General features: G+C 56.6%; 12 protein-coding genes and 2 pseudogenes. 10 read left to right on the top strand and 4 right to left on the bottom strand.

From position 1 onward, the window contains the following. Positions 1-111 precede the first annotated feature (111 nt). Together GGD53_RS16815 and GGD53_RS16810 are read left to right on the top strand one after the other, a co-directional pair. Positions 112-309 carry a hypothetical protein gene (locus GGD53_RS16815; RefSeq protein ID WP_011053487.1) on the top strand — a complete coding sequence of 66 codons (198 nt, stop codon included), beginning with the start codon at positions 112-114 and terminating at the stop codon, positions 307-309. Further along, positions 299-2,362: a recombinase family protein gene (locus GGD53_RS16810; protein ID WP_011053488.1), complete on the top strand. Its 2,064-nt coding sequence runs from the start codon at positions 299-301 to the stop codon at positions 2,360-2,362. The genes GGD53_RS16815 and GGD53_RS16810 overlap by 11 nt, the downstream gene beginning before the upstream one ends. Positions 2,363-2,385: 23 nt before the next feature. Here GGD53_RS16810 and GGD53_RS16805 read toward each other — a convergent pair. Continuing rightward, positions 2,386-3,404, bottom strand: a pseudogene (locus tag GGD53_RS16805) (IS3-like element ISRel21 family transposase); the annotation flags it as partial. A gap of 889 nt (positions 3,405-4,293) precedes the next feature. Here GGD53_RS16805 and GGD53_RS32405 point away from each other — a divergent pair. From GGD53_RS32405 to GGD53_RS16785, 5 genes and pseudogenes are all read left to right on the top strand, one after another. Continuing rightward, positions 4,294-4,773 carry a transposase gene (locus GGD53_RS32405; RefSeq protein WP_245345081.1) on the top strand — a complete coding sequence of 160 codons (480 nt, stop codon included), beginning with the start codon at positions 4,294-4,296 and terminating at the stop codon, positions 4,771-4,773. Positions 4,774-4,954: 181 nt separating this feature from the next. Next, entirely contained in the window at positions 4,955-5,080 is a 126-nt protein-coding gene (locus GGD53_RS32160; protein WP_004676277.1) for a hypothetical protein, read from the top strand. 114 nt (positions 5,081-5,194) lie between these two features. Continuing rightward, entirely contained in the window at positions 5,195-6,280 is a 1,086-nt protein-coding gene (locus GGD53_RS16795; RefSeq protein ID WP_008533948.1) for an HlyD family secretion protein, read from the top strand. Between the two features lie 27 nt (positions 6,281-6,307). Beyond that, on the top strand, positions 6,308-8,455 hold the full coding sequence (locus GGD53_RS16790) for a peptidase domain-containing ABC transporter (RefSeq protein WP_004676279.1): 2,148 nt from the start codon (positions 6,308-6,310) through the stop codon (positions 8,453-8,455). A 108-nt stretch (positions 8,456-8,563) separates the two neighbouring features. Beyond that, positions 8,564-9,046: pseudogene (locus GGD53_RS16785) on the top strand (IS3-like element ISRel21 family transposase); the annotation flags it as partial. A 368-nt stretch (positions 9,047-9,414) separates the two neighbouring features. On the opposite strand, the gene GGD53_RS16780 reads toward GGD53_RS16785, so the two are convergent. From GGD53_RS16780 to GGD53_RS16770, 3 genes are all read right to left on the bottom strand, one after another. Continuing rightward, positions 9,415-9,900, bottom strand: coding sequence for a NifX-associated nitrogen fixation protein (locus tag GGD53_RS16780; RefSeq protein WP_004677039.1), 486 nt, complete (start codon positions 9,898-9,900; stop codon positions 9,415-9,417). A gap of 1,678 nt (positions 9,901-11,578) precedes the next feature. Continuing rightward, positions 11,579-12,691: a nodulation factor fucose acetyltransferase NolL gene (nolL, locus tag GGD53_RS16775; protein ID WP_309506638.1), complete on the bottom strand. Its 1,113-nt coding sequence runs from the start codon at positions 12,689-12,691 to the stop codon at positions 11,579-11,581. An 873-nt stretch (positions 12,692-13,564) separates the two neighbouring features. Then, entirely contained in the window at positions 13,565-14,338 is a 774-nt protein-coding gene (locus GGD53_RS16770; protein WP_004677031.1) for an aquaporin, read from the bottom strand. A gap of 900 nt (positions 14,339-15,238) precedes the next feature. Here GGD53_RS16770 and GGD53_RS16765 point away from each other — a divergent pair. From GGD53_RS16765 to GGD53_RS16755, 3 genes are all read left to right on the top strand, one after another. Continuing rightward, on the top strand, positions 15,239-15,694 hold the full coding sequence (locus GGD53_RS16765) for a phasin (RefSeq protein ID WP_018247122.1): 456 nt from the start codon (positions 15,239-15,241) through the stop codon (positions 15,692-15,694). Between the two features lie 286 nt (positions 15,695-15,980). Further along, complete coding sequence (locus GGD53_RS16760; RefSeq protein ID WP_004672710.1) at positions 15,981-16,535, top strand: adenine phosphoribosyltransferase; 555 nt, start codon at positions 15,981-15,983, stop codon at positions 16,533-16,535. Between the two features lie 31 nt (positions 16,536-16,566). Next, complete coding sequence (locus tag GGD53_RS16755; RefSeq protein WP_004672712.1) at positions 16,567-17,835, top strand: radical SAM/SPASM domain-containing protein; 1,269 nt, start codon at positions 16,567-16,569, stop codon at positions 17,833-17,835. The last annotated feature ends 18 nt before the right edge of the window (positions 17,836-17,853 follow it).

Below are 17,853 nucleotides of genomic sequence, written 5' to 3'. Positions count from 1 at the left end.
TCGCAAGCCTGCATTCTTTGGCAAGATTGCTGAAGGACGCTGATGCCTCATCGCAATCTTCGGTAATGGGCGCAGCATTGGTCTCTCACGAAACGAGTCGGAGAGATGTTCATGCCTCGCCAGCCCATGACATGCCAGTTCGATCTGTTCTCGGCCCCGCAGCGGGGGAAGACGGCAGGGACGCCGCAATGGTCGGAGTTGCCGGAGGAGACCCGCCAAGCGTTGACGGTGCTCATCGTGCGGCTGTTCGTCGATCACGCAAAGTGCGGACATGCCTGCCAACAGAAGGAGGCCGGTCATGATGCATGAGAAGATCGCGCCGCATCATCTGGAGCGGAAGGCCATCCTCTATGTTCGGCAGTCCTCGGCTCACCAGGTTCTGCACAATCGAGAGAGCAGCGCCCTCCAGTACGCCATGCGCGACCGTCTGGCAGCGCTTGGATGGTCACATATAGAGACGGTGGATGACGACCTTGGTCGTTCGGCCGCCGGCGGCGTGACCCGCGCTGGATTTGATCGGATGGTGGCGGAAGTCTGCCTTGGCAAGGTAGGCGCCGTGGCCGCGCGTGAGGTATCGCGCTTCGCCCGGAACAGCCGCGATTGGCAGCAACTCATCGAGATGTGCCGCGTTGTCGATACCGTCCTGGTCGACCAGGAAGCAGTTTATGCGCCCCGCCAGGGCAACGACCGCCTGCTCTTGGGTTTGAAGGGCAGCCTCAACGAGTATGAACTCGATCTCTTGCGTCAGCGTTCCCTTTCCGCCCGCTATGAGAAGGCTCGCCGCGGTGAACTCGTCGTCACTGTTCCGGCCGGCTTCGTAAAGGCCGGTGACAGGATCGAGAAGGATCCCAATCGGCGCATCCAGGAAGCCATCGCACTCGTCTTCGACAAGGTCACCGAACTCGGGAGTGCCCGGCAGGCCTTGCTATGGTTCCTTGAGCAGGGATTGGACCTGCCCGTCAGGTGCGCCAACGGTGACGTCATCTGGCGCAGGCCAAATTATGCCACCATCCACCGGATGATTGCGAACCCGATCTACGGCGGCGCTTATGCTTATGGTAAGAGTCGTTCCGTACCAGGATACGATGGCCGATCTGGAATTCGCCGCAAGGCGCGTGATGAATGGCTGGCGCTGATCCCGGATGCGCACGAAGGTTACATCAGTTGGGAACGGGCGGAGGAGATCCGCAAGATGGTCAGCGACAATGTACCGGCCAGTCGCCATCATGGAGCGCCGAAGCATGGCGGCGCTCTGCTTGCCGGCCTGTTCCGCTGCAAAAGGTGCGGCCGGAAGCTGACGGTTCGTTACACAGGAGCCAACCATAACATCCCGCGCTATTCCTGTTGGCGAGGGTTGCTCGACAACGGCGAACCACGTTGCATCGCCTTCGGCGGTCTGCGGGTCGATGACGCGATCGAAGAGGCACTTCTCGGCGTGGTCGAGCCAGGAGCCATTGCCGCCGCCGTCGAGGCGGAACGCAATATGGCCAACCAACGCGATCAGGTTCAGGATGCCCTGATGCGCGACCTCGAGGCAGCACGCTATGTAGCCGACCGGGCATTCCGGCAATATGACGCGGCTGATCCGGAGAATAGGCTGGTGACGTCGGAGCTGGAAGCACGCTGGAACAAGGCGCTGACTGGCGTCGGTGAGATCGAGGCCAAGATTGCCAAACATCGGACAGTTACGCCGCATCCGTTCCCCATGTCCGCATCACAGGTAACCGCACTTGCGGGAAACCTTCGCGCCGTCTGGACGGCGCCGACAACCGATGCAAGGCTGAAGAAGCGCATCGTGCGCACGCTCATCAATGAAGTGGTCGCCGATCTCGATGATGGAACCTCTGAGATCGTCCTCGTCATTCATTGGGTTGGAGGCGTCCACACCGAACTGCGCCTGCCGAAGCGACACCGTGGCCAAAGAAATGCGACCCCTGACGACATTGTCGACGCTGTGAAACAGCTCGTCTTGATCGCCAATGATGATGTGATTGCCGGTGTCCTCAATCGCAACGGACTGACGACCGGCAATGGCAATCGCTGGACACGGGAGCGGGTCACCGCGCTGAGGTCATATCGCAAGATTCCGGTCTTCCGTCCGCAGATCGACGGGGTTGAGCCATGGCTTAATCTGGGCGGTGCGGCGAAGTTACTCGGGATATCGCCAAAGACGCTGCGTCTGGCGGCCGAGGCTGGCGATATTAAGGGGGCTCATCCGCTACCCGATGGCCCATGGATCTTCAGCCGTTCCAAACTCGCGACCCCGCAAGCACGTCAGATTCTCGATCGTGTACGGAAGAACCCTCGCCACCCCGCGGGATCGCCTCCAGATCAGGAAAATCTATTCCTTTCGATGACATAGGAAGATGGGAGTTATGAAACAGGATTGTAGTATCTACGCCAATCCTCCATCTTTTCGCGGGCATCCGCAAGGGTCAGGAACCAATGCTGGTTCAGGCATTCTGCACGGAAGCGGCCATTGAACGCTTCGATGAAAGCATTATCAGTCGGCTTGCCGGGGCGTGAGAAGTCCAACGTCACACCCTTGGAATAGGCCCACAGGTCCAAGTCGCGCGACACGAACTCGGTCCCTTGGTCGACACGGATCGTTTTCGGATAGCCGGCTTTTTGGCACACCCGTTCAAGGGTTTGCACAACGTCTTCGCCTCTATAGCTATGACGTGGATCAAGCACCGGCACGTAGCGCGAGAAGGTGTCGACCACCGTCAGCACGCGCAGTTTCTTACCCGTTGCGAGTTGGTCGTGAACGAAGTCCATCGCCCAGACGTCGTTGGGTCCGACGGCCATGTGCCGATCCTCGCGAAGCTTGGCTTTTACCCCCCGCTTCGGTGTCTTGTTCCGCAACTGTAGCCCCAAGTCCCTGTAAATGCGGTAGGTTCGCTTGATGTTGGTGCCCCAACCCTCGCGTTCCAACAGCACATGCACGCGGCGATAGCCGTACCGCACACGGATCTCGCAGATCTCGCGAATACGACGTTCCAGACCGGCCTGATCAGCACGGCGAGAGGTATAGTGGTGAGTTGATCGATCGAAGTTCAACGCTCCACAAGCACGTCGGATCGAGATCGCCCAATCGCAGCACATGCCTTTCACCATCTCCCGCTTCCGAGCAGGCCTTAGAGCTTTCGGCGGATGACATCCTGCAACATCTCGCGGTCCAGCGTCAGATCCGCGACGATCTTCTTCAGGCGCGAATTCTCGTCCTCGAGCTGTTTCAGCCTCTTCATCTCCGGTGGCAGCATGCCCGCGTATTTTTTCTTCCAGTTGAAATAAGTCGCCTGGCTGATCCCCGCCTTCCTGCAGATTTCAGCAACCGACACGCCTTCATCACCTTGCTTCAGAATGAACGCCTTCTGAGCGTCCGAAAACTGCGACGCTTTCATCGTCTTCTGGTCCCTTTCCCAGCCAGGAAAATGCACCGGAAAACTCTAACCAAAACTGGTCCAGTTTGAAGGGTTCAGATCAAAGTGCACAAGATGGTGGCGAATGGGAACGTAGGGTCGTCGCCTCGATCGCCAAGAAATTGAAAAGGGGCCAGCGAGGAGCGCCTTTTGGCTCGCATCGCCGGGTCCGCGATCAAGGCCCTCGACGGAGCGGTGCCGAAATTGCCGAACAGGCGATACTTTCGGCTCTGGTCCGCAAATACGAGACTGGCGGTTCCTAAGCAGCGAGCCCAGGCGGTGCCACGTTCCTCCTACGGCATTTCATTATCCACGCATGTTGCCGAGGCTGCTGAGCCTGCTCGAATTCCGGAACAATGCAGCACATCGGGTCCGCCATCGCGGCGCTGGAATGGCTCAAGCGTCTGATCGACGAGGACGACAGACGGATCGACCCGTATCGATCCGAGACCTGGCTGTAGGCCTGAAGGCCTAGCATCCTGCCGTATTTCACGTTTACCAGGGCGTGGCCTTGTCCCTATTGGCAGATGCTATGGCCGGATGTGTCAAGTAAAAGATCCACCGGATGCGAAAAGAAACACGAGACCTATTGGGCAATGCTTGGGCGGGTCCCGACGCTATGGCGATCTCAGACCTGCACTTGTTCCGGCCCAGGCTGTGGCCGACAGCGATCGTCTCGCGGGGCCGTTGCGACAGGAGGATAGCTGGCAAATCTCAAGCTCACCTCGACATCCGGTTACGCGAGCTTGGCCGCGCCAGCTCGGGCTGTTACGATTCCGGGCGGCTCGATTGCGAAGGCGACGTCCAGACGTGGATGCTGCGACTGGCTTCTGCGAAGCATTCAGTCATCTGCGTACAGGAGCGCCCTGCGATGAACGTCATCCTCGCAGAAGAGACTAGCTTTGGCCTGCGCATGATGGCCGATGCCACAGACACCCACACCTTGTGGGTGTTAATCCGTGTTCGACAGTGGCATGTCGAGAGCGAAGCCTACGACCGGGCGCTAGCCAGGGTGGTCGAGGCGCAGGCGGGGTTACCGATCCATGGGCACTCCGGCTTCGAGCGACGGCCTATTATTTGCCGCCACAGCGCAAGGCGACGGCCCGCGGCACCAAGCGGCGCATCCGCGCCCACTATCGTGCGGAGGGCCACCAACAATTCACCAGGTTTCAGAGTGAATCAGCAGCAACAAAAATCGACGGCAAACTCGATGGGGGCTACGCGGATGGGGGCGCGCTTACTGAGCGCCGAGTCTCAACTGTACCGTCGCCACCGAACTTTGGAGCTGTCGATCCTGTTCAGGACGTTCATTCAGAACCCTACTCGGTTTGTCGTGCTTGCGACAGCGTGATGTGCGGTTTGGCACGTCTCGGCGCTCTAGGGCAGCCATTGAATAACATACAGAACAGTTTTCTGATGCTTTTCGCTCCTTCTGCATTGGCACGAATCTTGAACCTTTTTGTTGCGCGCCGCTAGGAGCTCCCAACGGGGACCTTGGCATCTTCTCAATCCAGCTCTGAACGGAGACACCAATGATGAACAACATGGCAGCCTATCGTGTAACCGAATTAACCCCTCAAGAAGCAGCTGAAACCTCCGGAGGTTGGTATTTTTGGGTTTACTTGTTTTTGCGACGTTACGGACACTTGTTTGGTTGATAAGCGAGCTGGCTCTCGATGGCTCCTAGTGACTACAGACTAGCAGTTCCCCTTTCTGCTGAAACGGCCAGCTGCATCGCAGAAAGCATACTGGCGCGACGATCAGGACGATCCTTGAGCATTTATAGGGCGATCTTGCTCTTCGTCGCCGCGGCATTTGGCTCACTGCCACTCGTTACCATACCGGTCTCCATGCAGAGTGTCGGTACTATTCGCCCGATCGTGGAGAAGACGCCCCTGATAGCGCCCGTCTCCGGACGCATCTCCCGTGTCCTTGCCTTTGAGAACGATGTCGTTGCTAAGGGGAAGGAAATAATCGCCTTTGACGATCATGTAATCGAGGAAAAGCTCAGCGGGGTTTTAGCCGACATTCATGCCAAGAGCGATCTTGCCCATGACTTCCAAACGCTGATTTCTTCCGGCGCAAGGCTCAGCGTCTCGCCCCCCCTCCAAACCGAATCCGCGACGGCTGAAAGGGTGCATTTTCTCAACTTGCTGCGCGAGAACCAAAATGCGCGCAGTAACGCCGCGGCGGAACTCGACCGCGCAAAGCGACTTGTCTCGGCTGCTGCGGCGCCGGCGAAGACCGTTGACGAGAAGGCTTTCGCTCTCCAAAATATCGAGGTCCAAGGCGAGATCCTCGTGCGACGCAAAACCGCTGATTGGAACCAGAAGCTCCTTGATGCTAACCTGCGCTTAAAGGAACTCACGGCCACCTTGCATCAGCTCGAGCACGAACGGGACCTGCACCGCATCCGCGCCCCAGTATCGGGTGCTCTCGAGCAGTTCTCCGGCCTCGCGCACGGAAGCTACGTGCAGAGCGGGCAAACCGTTGGTTGGATCTCGCCGAACGACGATCTGGTGGCGGAAATCTACGTCTCCCCCAACGACATTGGCTTTGTGCAGCCTGGTCAGCCGGTGCGGCTCCAAGTGGATGCCTTTAACTACAACCAATGGGGTGTCATCAAAGCAAGGGTGGTCGAGGTGGCGCAGGACTTCACTCTGCATGACGGGAACCCGGTCTTCAAGGTCCAGTGCGCGCTCTCTCGCAGCGAACTCGCGCTGAAAAGCGGGGCCATCGGCCACCTGAAGAAAGGCATGACCGTGCGGGCTCGCTTTCTGTTGGCCAATCGCACTCTCCTGCAACTGCTCTACGACGAGGCAGACGATTGGCTCAACCCGATGCTGGCGGGGCGCTAATATTGTCCCAACAGCCAGCGAGCCTCCATGTCGAGTAAGGCCATTAAGTTCAAACAGCGTGACATCACGGATTGCGGCGCCGCCAGCCTCGCATCTGTCGCAGCCTTCTATGGCTACAAGTTGCCATTGGCGCGCATCCGCCAGTATGCGTCGACCGACCGCTCCGGTACGAGTGTGCTGGGGCTCACGGAAGCGGCGCAGAAGCTGGGCTTCATCGCGAAAGGCGTCAAAGGTGGCTTCGACAGCCTGTACAAGATCCCCAAGCCCGCTATCGCGCACGTCGTCAAGGAGGACCTGCACCATTTCGTAGTGGTCCATGCGATCGACGCCAAGTGGGTCATCGTCATGGACCCGGCCTTGGGCGAAATCTGCAAAGTGCCGCATCAGGAATTCATGGAGCAATGGACCGGCGTTCTGGTTTTGCTGGTTCCGGCAGACACATTCAATCGTCGAGACGAGACCACGTCGCCCCTCGCCCGATTCGCCCGCCTACTCGCGCCACACCGCACGGTGATGGCGCAGGCTCTCGTCGGCGCTCTTGTGACGACCGTCCTCAGTCTCTCGACGGCGATCTACGTTCAGAAGATCGTTGATCACGTGATCCCAGCGGGAAACCGCAACCTGCTCAACTTGATGAGCATCGCAATGCTGCTGATCCTAGCGATACAGATCCTGATCAACCTCCTAAGAGGCCGACTCGTCCTGCAGACGGGGCAGAAGATCGACGTATGCTTGATCCTCGGCTATTACAATCACATCCTGGCCCTGCCCCAGAAGTTCTTCGATAGCATGCGCATGGGAGAAATCGTGTCGCGCATGAACGACGCTGTGAAAATCAGGAGCTTCCTGAACGACGTTTCGATAAACATGTTTGTTGACATTTTAATGATACTGTTCTCGTTCGGAATGATGTTCATCTATTCCTGGAATATTGCTTTGATCGTGGCGCTCGCCATTCCAATGTACATCCTGGTATATTGGGCCATCAATCGGATGAATCGAAATCTCCAACGAGTCATCATGGAAAATGACGCCAAACTCGAGGCGCAACTGGTAGAATCACTCGGAGCTGTCTCCACCATTAAGACTTCCGGCGTCGAGAGCTTCGCAAACTTCAAAATGGAGACCCGCTTCGTAAAGATGCTGCATTCCGTCTACAGCTCCGGGCTGATCTCAATCTGCGGCGACAACGCCTCGACGTTGCTGTCGGTCCTGTTCACCATCGTGCTGATGTGGTTTGGAACCACGCTTGCGCTCGAACAGGCCGTCACGCCCGGCGAATTGCTGTCCTGCTATACGTTGCTTGGCTATATCACCCGGCCGGTCGCCCGCCTGATCCAGACCAACCGGATCGTTCAAGACGCGTTTATCGCGGCGGATAGACTTTTCGAGATCTTTGAACTGGAGTCGGCAAGCAGCAGCGGCATCGATGCTACGAAGACCGATCTCGGAGATATTCGCCTGGAGAACGTCACATTCCGCTATGGCGCGCAGGCGGAGGTTTTCAGCGATCTAAGCGTCTCCTTTCGCCAAGGAGAGTTGACGGCCGTCGTGGGTGAGAGCGGCTCGGGCAAAAGCACCCTTGCGGCTCTGCTGCAGAATGTCTACCAGCTTGAGGATGGATGCATTCGGATCGGCCAATATGCCCTCCAGGATTTCTCGAGCGCATCACTGCACAAGGTCATGGCTGCAGTACCGCAATCGATAGACGTCTTCTCCGGTTCCGTGATCGAGAACATCGCCCTGGGCGAGTTCGAACCGGAGTTCGATAAGATCGTACGCATCTGTGATCGAATAGGACTGCGGGAGTGCATCGAGCGCTGGCCCGGGCGGTTCCAGGCCCATCTGGGCGAGAACGGGGTTCGCCTCTCCGGAGGTGAGAAGCAGCGCCTCGCATTGGCTCGGGCCCTGTACCGGGATCCCGACGTTCTAATCCTTGACGAAGCGACCTCCTCTCTGGACTCGGCAGCCGAAGAATTTGTGCTGCGGGTTGTTGAGGATCTGTCTCGCGCTGGGAAGACCATCATAGTCATCACTCATCGGTTGAGCACCGTTCGTGGGGCGGACAATATTGTGGTCCTGGACAAGGGGCGGGTCATTGAGGAGGGAAAGCACGCTGACCTAGTGAGAACTGATGGCCCTTACGCTCGATTATGGCGGGCGCCAAGGTCGTGATCCGTGTAGGCCCTGTCGGCTCGAGGATTGAAAACGGTTGTGAACGTCACGGTTAAGCAGCATGGCAACATTGTCGGCTGTGAACTTGAAGCGGCGGTGATCGGAACGTGGGCGATGGACTTCGTTCACGACCAACTCGCAACGGGTAAGAAACTGCGCGTGCTGACGGTGGTCGACACCTTCTCGCGCTACGTGCCGGTGCTTGATCCACGTCATAGCTATAGAGGCGAAGACGTTGTGCAAACCCTTGAACGGGTGTGCCAAAAAGCCGGCTATCCGAAAACGATCCGTGTCGACCAAGGGACCGAGTTCGTGTCGCGCGACTTGGACCTGCGGGCCTATTCCAAGGGTGTGACGTTGGACTTCTCACGCCCCGGCAAGCCGACTGATAATGCTTTCATCGAAGCGTTCAATGGCCGCTTCCGTGCAGAATGCCTGAACCAGCATTGGTTCCTGACCCTTGCGGATGCCCGCGAAAAGATGGAGGATTGGCGTAGATACTACAATGAGGAAAGACCTCATGGTGCGATCGGCAACAAGGTGCCGATCTCGTTGGTGAATTCGGGAGGCGCAACCAGCCCGCCTCCCTGAATGAAGCCGGAAAACTCTAGCATCCGGTGGTCCAACGTTTGGGAGCGGTTCAGAAATTCTCAGTGGCAGGTCAGACGCCGGATGAAAATTCGGTGACAGGTCATTTGAAGGCCAACCACCTACCTTCCTGCCGAACACTGGCAGACCAGAAAACAAGGGGCGCAGCCAATACACGTCGCTTGATCAGTGCTTGTGAGATACGCCGGAGCCAAAGAGGAGCCGTAGTGAGTAGTGAACGCACTGTCATGCAGGTTCCTCCATGTCGCCCCCCCCCCCGCGCCAAGAACGCTAGGGCACACCCCCGGATTGCTTGATTGCTGGGCAGATTAGCGAAGAATTCCGCCCTATATGAGCCGTTTCAACCGCACTTAAACGCGCGCTACATCTGAATAGGTCTTAATTGTTGTTAAGCCATTATCGACCAGGCCAGTTCCCGCCTCGGCGAGCTTTTGGAGGTTGTCGAAGCCAAATCGATGTACGTCGCGGAGCGTCTTCGAGAGTACTACGAGCCGCCCCGCCGTGAGTAATATCCGACCGAATCCCTCATGGTTCACAGTCAACACCGGTGACGCCATCAGTCCGGACTGCTCCTCTATAGCAAGTGCTACGGCGGCATAGAAGATCTCAAGCCGCCACTGCACCTCTAGGTCAGGTCCCCCGATGAGAGGAATCGCCCTACGCTGCTGCCTCGTCACGATGAAATCACAGAGCAAATCGGTGTCCGATTTCTCTTGCCACAATTCAAAGGTGTCTTGAGCACGCATCAGACGCAAGAGGCACTTAATGAAAGGCGTGGCGAGAGCATCTTTCTCATCTAATCGAGCATTGTTGGGGACAGGGGTGACGTTTGACATCAGTTAAAATCCTCCTGAGTGTTGGATGCGGTTTGACTAAGGGCCACACCCGCTTCCGGTAACACCATCCCTTAAAATGGTGCGGCAGATGGGACCTGTGGCGACGCAACTTGGCCCGGACGAATGACATGGCCCCTCGAAACGGGGCGGCCGCAACAACAACGGCAAGCGGCGGGCAACGCTGGCGGGCTTGACGAAAAGCGCTTCACAAGCGAGATTCCCGTCGCGATAGTCCAGTGGCGGTAGGTTTCGCCGCGAACTCCACCCTCAACCAACCTATTCGCCGCCAGGTGTAAAACCGTGTCTCGGGCTTTCGAATTGAGGATCAGGCGGGGGGTGGAATCAGCTTTTCGAGGTCGACAAGGACAGTGAGAGTATCTTGAGAGGCCGTGTACTTGCCGATCCCCCCTTTTCCGTGCGAACTGATGCAGACCTGCCATGTATTTTCCCTTCAAGGTTCAAATCGACTTCGACCGGACGCCACACGTTCCACCAGGCGATTGCCCGCCGCGTAGTTCTGGGAGTTCAAGACTCATGCCAGTCTCCTCCGCTGAGGTTCGGAACACGGCATCTGTATTGTTTCCAGCTTCTTAGCTAGCCCATGAAGAATTGATCGAGGACAACGTTGTCGTGAACCGGACAAGACGCGGTGGGGATCGAAGAAATGGCATCCCGGTGCAGCGGCGGAAGCCTATTCTCCGGCCACGTCAGCAACAAATGACACCCGCCGAAGCCGCTCCGCTCTCAATTCGCGGATTGGGCGCAATGTCCGGCCGCTTGCCGAGGTGCAGCCGGTCGATCTTCTTTGCTTGGCGATCACAGCGCCTCCCAGTGATGGACTCCGAGACCCGCATGCATCACTGGCTGGAGCTCCCTTCCTCGACAGTTAGCGCCGTCATTTGGGGGAATGCCGCGGGCAAATGGAATGCGGCATAGGCCCCCGCGACGCCGGCGACAGCTCAACAACGCTCTGAATTTCCACAGTGAACGGCTGTTAGACGTAGCCGGCAAAGGGGAAGCTCACGAAGATCAGATGGCCCTTCAGGGCCGGGTCCTGGTCCGATGCCCACCGGATCGACCGGCCGCAAGGTTTTAGGACCGTTTCAACAACCAGCCCCTGGGCGCCTCGGCGGCGTGTATCTTAAGTTGCCGGCGTGCGTCGGCCGCGTTCACTCTCTATCCGCACCAGAACACGGCACCCGGGGGATCATGCTGCCGGCACGACCTAGCTGGCCGGTACCGTCGGCGCCGGCAAGAGGATGACTGTGGCAGCGGCCGTCATGGAGCAGTGCTGCCTCGGTGTGACCGCTGAGGCGATACTCGCTGTTTCCGGTCATTGCTTAGCACAGGCCGGAAAAGCGTTTCTGGTACCTTAGCGAACGCTCGCGATTTTAGCAGGGACAACGGGACCTGGCGGCAAGCGGACCCCAAACAAGTGCGAAGCAAACCGAATCTTTGGCAACCTCAAAGAGGGTGGAGTCGATACCCTGGGGGTCAAGCGCCCGCGTCGTCGCGGAGCATTGGGCGCGAGGGGTTTGCGGATTCTCGATACGTGATTGGCACATCAGTCGGACCTCAGCCGATCTTCGTGCAAAAGGATCCTTTAAAAATGGGCCCCTTAACGCGTGCCTTGGCATGCTTGCTTGCTGACGAAGTTTAGGTTGAGAATTGAACACCGCTAGTTATTCGCAGGATTGCTCGGCAAACGAACGAGGCGGGGTGGCGTTCCAAGCATGAGCTGGGACAGATAGGGAATGTCGCGCACGCTCCAGCGAACTGCTAGTGCTACGGCAATGATCATCGTCCCGAGAATTCCCGCCGCGCCAGACCTCATTGTGGGAGCCCATTGTTCTCCGTATTGTATCAAATCCATGAGACGGAATACCGTAGCCTGCACCAGGTACAACACGAGCGTGCTCTGCCCCACTTCCACGGCGATAAAGCGAACCACCCGGTTCGAGCGTCCAATTTTCCAGGATTGAAGCAGAATCTCGATCATCACTGCAGAGGCCACTGTCGAGCCAAAAAACATCAGAAGGATATCTTTTGCCGACTGCAGATCCTGGATTAAGGCGAGATTGTTGTAGACATAGGTGTCCTCGCGCCACGCCATGAAGCACAAGCTAGCCGCGATAGAGGCGGACATCATCAGGAGTGGCTTATGATACCGCATTATGCTCGTCCACCAATCTCTCGACTGCGCAAATGAAAATCCCATGCAGAAAAAGGGATAGGTGTACTTTATGAGAGGGAATATAGAAAACGTCACGGGGGCAACTGCGACCAGTATGGATGAGACAAGCAAAGAGCGTGCCGACCCGGAGTTGAAGATCGAAATAAGTTTGACCAAAAGAAAAGAAGCAAACGCAGCCCAGATGAACCAGTATGTGCCGACGAAATCGTGCATGAATTGCAACAGGTTGCCAGGTGCGTCCGGCGGCCGGGGAAACATGAGCAATTTGACTGCCTCCAAAAGGGTGCACCAGAACAGCGTCGGCACCAGGAGCTGCAGCGCGCGATCACCGATGGCTTGCCTGAACGATTTGCCTAGTAGCCCTGATCTAGAGAGATATCCGCTTATCGCCATAAAGAGAGGCATGTGAAACATGTAGATCGATTTGAAGCATGCCGAATCCCAGAAGCCATCACCCTCGTAAAAGATATATTGTATCAGGTGACCGAAAATCACCAAGACAATGAGTATTCCTTTGGCGAAGTCTAAAGCTAGATCGCGATCGTCGGCCTCTGGCGCCTCAGGCACTGTCTTTCCACCTACAATTCTTGCTCGCATTCTCAACATCTCACGATGCCTACGGGAGCCTTTGAAAGCGGCATTTTCCAACCTCTCGTTCATCATGCAGGCTAATCCAGCTTCCGATCAGCGCTCCGACTTCGGCATGCTGAACGACGGCCAACGGTCATACAATTTGCCTGGGTTCCAAGTTCACAGGGCGACCGTGGCGACTTAGGCCCAGTAGCCGTTTTCGGCGTGTCCATTGGCTGTTTTTCGCCGCAACGTACGCCCCGCCTAAACTCGCTGCCGCGCAACTGCTTGGGCTGCCACGTCGTCGAAATCTTCTAACGGACATTTGCGCGTATGCAAGTAGCGCTGCTTGACTCTGCACTCGGCTATTGTTGCGATTGCATATGATTCTCCATGCCAAACTTGCGCGACACCGTATCAAAAGAACATATTGCCGATTCAATGGCTCCTAGCCGCTGTGGGTATCGTCTATCACCTACCGGCGCTTGGGTGTGGATCGGCACCCCAGCGCAACCCCCCAGACGCTGGAGATTTGCTCCATTAGATCCGCCGCCCAACGTGTCCTATATGGCAGCCTCACCATTGTAAAATTCATGCTCCTAATGACACGCATCTGCGGTATGGATGAGTATCGCGGACCCTTGACAACCTTGAGCGGAAGGTCGGTGAGTATCGCGATACACGAGGCTTTGGCCGCGATCGCCGCCGTTTTGGATCGCCGCCAATGATAGCTGGACGTTGGGCTGCCATTGTCGATCCGTATGCGACGTTTGTCGATACGTCAGAGACGACCGTGGTCCCAATCCGTAGGAAGATCGCAGTAAGCGTCAAGATATGCGGGATGCAACGGCGAGTGTCTGGGGATGCGCTCCCCTGTCAAGGTCGAGACCCCCTCCTCGATCAGTGGCTTTCCCTTTTTGGGATACCTCTCCTTCGGTGGCGAAAGAATGAAACCGGGCTGGATATGTCGCTGGTCATTTCGCGCGATTCAAATTGGCGCAGACTTTGCGGCTCGCTTGACGCGACGATCCCCCTGAGCTGAAGAAGGCCGGCCGCAATAGCGCCGAGCATTGGCGCACATATATAAAGCCAGAGTTGAGAGAGTGCCGCCCCTCCTGCGAAAAGTGCTGGGCCGATCGATCGTGCTGGATTCACAGAAGAACCCGAAACGGTGATACCGCCAAGGTGGATCGCAACTAAGGCAAGTCCAATCGCCAATCGTGCAACAGCGCCGCGTCCAGCCGTGCATTTGAGGAATACAGTTACGAACAGGAACGTGGCGATAAACTCGAATAGGAACGCAGCTCTCCATCCGTAGACTACCCAGCCGGTTTGGGCGAAACCTTCTAGGGTGATATCGTAACCGCCGACCTTGTTCATAGCGATAAGGTAGAGCGTGCCTGCCGCCGCGATAGCTCCTGCACATTGGGCGGAGACATACGCGAGAAAGTCCCACACTCTCAATCGGCGCGACACGAGGAAACCCAGGCTGACCGCCGGATTGAGATGCGCGCCCGAGACTGGGCCAATCGTGTAGGCCATTGCAACCACGGTCGTCCCGAAGGCTAAAGCGACACCCAACAGGCCCACCTCTTGACGCATATAAAGCAATGTGCCGCAGCCGAGGAAGACAAGTGTGAAGGTCCCGAAGAATTCGCAAACATACTTTTTCATTTTTCACTCCATTGATTTGACCCCACGTACTTTTCGGTGTCATCCTCGTGCCGCCAAGCGTTCCGCATGCACCGAACCAATCATCGTGTCAGGTCCCGAAAACCTCCGTAGTTGACTTCAATTGCGTCCTTGTCCGACGAGATCGGCATCAGAGCCTATGGTCAACCAGCGTCACCGATCACCAGCAAACGTCGTACCAAATGAAATATGTTGCGCATCACAGCGATCGCTCTGATGACGTTCGGTCTTATGTTCGAAAGTGCCGTGAACAGGATAGGCAGGCGAACCGTACCGAGACGTATGGACCCGAGCTGGGCTACGAACAAATCGCCAAGCAGCCCATCCTCAAATTATCGAAACAACGACCCTCTTCATGGCTCCAAGCGGAAGGTGGTGCAAAGCAGGAACCAGGACAAGGGTTGATAAGACCGCCAGGGACGTTCACGAGAAGTCGAGTAACGCCCCTTAGCCACGAACAGGCACATGATCCTTGGCGCGATTTGAAGTCCACGTGAATTCCCTTGTCCCCAGCGCAACCGTCGACATTTCTCGCAAATGTCGGGCATCCGCCACTTTTGTCAGGTTTGTCGTGATTGGAACGTTTTGTTCGCCGGTCTCTCCGTCAAATACACATCAACCTGCCCTCAACCCGCCCATTGATAAAAGAAAATCATCTTCTTGGCGCGTCGGAGCAGTTGGCATGGTGTTTGCTGATCCCTGGTTACAAGCGGCAGAAAGCAGTCTGCATGATGCCGGTTCATGAAACGAACGGAACGGAGGCCACCTGACCGTTCGTCATCGGATCCGCGTTCTACCAAAGCGGCCATGCATAGTCCGCCGGCGGAAGGGGTCAATCCCGATGTCACAGCTTGCAACCAACTCAAAGAGAAGGAAAATGCAATGACCAAGATTTCCGAAAGATCCTTTGAAACGATCGAAAACCCGGGGTCATCGCCGCTCAAGGTGCCAGATCAGTTCGGCGCATCCGTTGAAAAGGGGAACAAGCAGGTGACAGAGGCTCTTTTGAAATTTGCGTCCGGCGCTGAAGCGACACAGAAAATGCTGCCTCCGATCCTCGAAACGACAAGTCTATTCGGCAACGAATTGTGGTGGAAGACGATCGCTGCACTGCAAGCCGACGCCGAGGCCGGCTTCTCACATTTGCAAGCTTTGCTGGGCGCGAATTCGCCGTCGCAGATCCTCGAACAGCAGTCGACCTTTTTCCGCAAGCGCGTTGAGACAAGTTTGCAGCACGCCAAGGAAGTCCGGGAGCTCTCAAGCAGGGCGGTGGAGGAAATCTCAAAGCCGGTCAAGGATGCTTTTGACAAGGTCCTGACGAACCCCAAAGCGACGTAAAGTTGACTCGGCACTAAGATCAGGGCTGGACGAATCATGATCGGAGCCGCTTTCGAGGAGACAACATTATGCGGCCGACTGATGTTTCATCTGTTCGCGGCGCTGGCGAATTCCGGCGTGATCTGGTCAGAGAGCGGACCCGTGCCGGCCCGGAGGAACGTGGTAGGCGCGGCGGCGGCCGCCGCTGATAAGCTTGCCAGGGCCTCATCTGGTGGCTGGCCACAAAGTGCGCGAGGCCATCGCACCTTACGAGGCTCTTAGATGGTTACATGTGGGGGATAGTAAAATGATTGTAGCTGTTCCAAATAGCGGGGCGTCACGGATTAACCAATCCGGTGTAGAAGCATTACGAGAATTTCCTAACTTTCCGATAGGCGGGATCTTGTTCAAGGATATAGCGCCTATGCTGGCTGGTAGAGGTGCATTGGGCGAAGTCGTTTCTACCGTCGCAAGCCAAGTGTCGGGAACAGAAATCGATGCCATTTTGGCGGTTGATGCGCGTGGTTTCATCTTGGGCGCCTCATTGGCTGATAGGCTCGGTTGCGGTTTCATCATGGTAAGGAAACCCGGTAAACTGCCGGGGGACGTCCTCTCATTTGAATACAGCTGTGAATACTGCTCCGGAACCCTGGAGGTAACTGCCGGCCTCATCGGTGACGGCCTGCGATGCCTGATTGCTGATGACCTTCTAGCGACGGGTGGCACTGCTCGGGCGACTGGGAATTTTGTCAAGTCCCAAGGCGGAGAGATCGCCGGATACGCATTCATACTCGAAATCGAAGTTTTGAAAGGCAGGCGTCAATTGGACGACGCACCAGTGATCAGTGCGATGACGTGCTAGCGCAGCAACATAGACGTAAGGAGGCAAGCGCATGAATACCCCTGATTGGCTTTCGACACCGCAGGACGTGCATGTAGCCAGTCAGACGCTACAGGCCCTCGTCACAAGTGAACTTTCGAAACGAGTCGTCTCGGAAAACGAAATTAAAACGATCTATCTGTTTCTAACCCGCAAGTGCAATTTGGGATGCCACCACTGTTATATCGCAGGCGTCGGGCCCAAGGCCAAGGGCATTGATTTCAACCTGGAGGCGATCCAAGGACTGATCGAGCAAGCACTACCCAATGGGCTGCGCAAGGTTAAGGTTTCCGGGGGTGAACCGATGGTTCACAAGGAATTCATGGCAGTCATGGAATATCTCGCATCCTGTGGGCTGAAGGAGCTGGTTTTCGAGACGAATGGAACCCTCTTTGACGAGTTCACGATCGAGCAGCTAAGTAGGCTCCCCAATTTGACGGTCTTCATCAGCCTCGACCATTTCGACCCAGAGGCGCACGACGCTTTCAGAGCAAAATCGGGTGCGTTCGCCAAGACTGCGATTGTCCTGCAGCGGCTTGGAAAAACTGACATCTCTACGGTGGTAACGACGACTGCCTATCGCAACAACTATGACAAGGTGATTTCGATTATAGATTTGGTGCTCGGCTGGGGCATCAAGAAGCATCGGACGCTGCTCAACATACATCCGATGGGCAACGCGCGCAGCCATGAGGACAATGCGATAAGCTTGGAGGAATGCAAGCTACTGATAGGCGATCTTTTGAAATCTCCCCATTTTGAGAGTGGCGCTGCATACATGACTCTGCCGCCGGCTCTGATGCCTCTCAAGTATCTGAACGGCGTGCATACTTGCGGTTGGGGCGACAACGTACTGGGCATACTGTCGAACGGACAAGTTTCGATGTGCAGTGCCTCCTACGATGATCCGGAAATGATCGCCGGCAATGCCTTCGAAATGCCCTTGATGGAAATCTGGCGCAACAGCCCGTTCTTCCATGAGCTACGCGAGGTGGTGAGTGGCGAGGTTAAGGGCGTCTGCGGCAACTGCGTGTTTTATCCAGTCTGTCGCGGCGTCTGCAAGATGAGTAGCTGGTCGCACTATGGTGAAAAGGACGCGCCCTATCCGCTGTGCCAGGAACTTTACAATAACGGAGGTTTTCCGGAGTACGCCCTGGTGGACCCGACGAAAGATTCCACCTACCGCCGCGGAGTTATAGCGAAAGAGCGTCGGCCCGCCGCCGAAGCTCCTGTCTATAACTTCTCGGAGGAAATCGCGGCTGCTGCGCAACACACTCACTAACGCAGGAGGCGCGACGTA

The sequence above is a fragment of the Rhizobium aethiopicum genome, assembly GCF_014197535.1.
Lineage (GTDB): Bacteria > Pseudomonadota > Alphaproteobacteria > Rhizobiales > Rhizobiaceae > Rhizobium > Rhizobium aethiopicum_A.
This window is presented reverse-complemented; position numbering and strand designations above follow the sequence as displayed.

What these genes read in the sequence shown, in the direction of transcription:
- GGD53_RS16815 (WP_011053487.1), top strand. Translation starts at nt 112, where the DNA reads ATGCCTCGCCAGCCCATGACATGCCAGTTCGATCTGTTCTCGGCCCCG.
- GGD53_RS16810 (WP_011053488.1), top strand. Translation starts at nt 299, where the DNA reads ATGATGCATGAGAAGATCGCGCCGCATCATCTGGAGCGGAAGGCCATC.
- GGD53_RS32405 (WP_245345081.1), top strand. Translation starts at nt 4,294, where the DNA reads ATGAACGTCATCCTCGCAGAAGAGACTAGCTTTGGCCTGCGCATGATG.
- GGD53_RS32160 (WP_004676277.1), top strand. Translation starts at nt 4,955, where the DNA reads ATGATGAACAACATGGCAGCCTATCGTGTAACCGAATTAACCCCTCAA.
- GGD53_RS16790 (WP_004676279.1), top strand. Translation starts at nt 6,308, where the DNA reads ATGTCGAGTAAGGCCATTAAGTTCAAACAGCGTGACATCACGGATTGC.
- GGD53_RS16780 (WP_004677039.1), bottom strand. Translation starts at nt 9,900, where the DNA reads ATGTCAAACGTCACCCCTGTCCCCAACAATGCTCGATTAGATGAGAAA.
- nolL (WP_309506638.1), bottom strand. Translation starts at nt 12,691, where the DNA reads ATGCGAGCAAGAATTGTAGGTGGAAAGACAGTGCCTGAGGCGCCAGAG.
- GGD53_RS16770 (WP_004677031.1), bottom strand. Translation starts at nt 14,338, where the DNA reads ATGAAAAAGTATGTTTGCGAATTCTTCGGGACCTTCACACTTGTCTTC.
- GGD53_RS16765 (WP_018247122.1), top strand. Translation starts at nt 15,239, where the DNA reads ATGACCAAGATTTCCGAAAGATCCTTTGAAACGATCGAAAACCCGGGG.
- GGD53_RS16760 (WP_004672710.1), top strand. Translation starts at nt 15,981, where the DNA reads ATGATTGTAGCTGTTCCAAATAGCGGGGCGTCACGGATTAACCAATCC.
- GGD53_RS16755 (WP_004672712.1), top strand. Translation starts at nt 16,567, where the DNA reads ATGAATACCCCTGATTGGCTTTCGACACCGCAGGACGTGCATGTAGCC.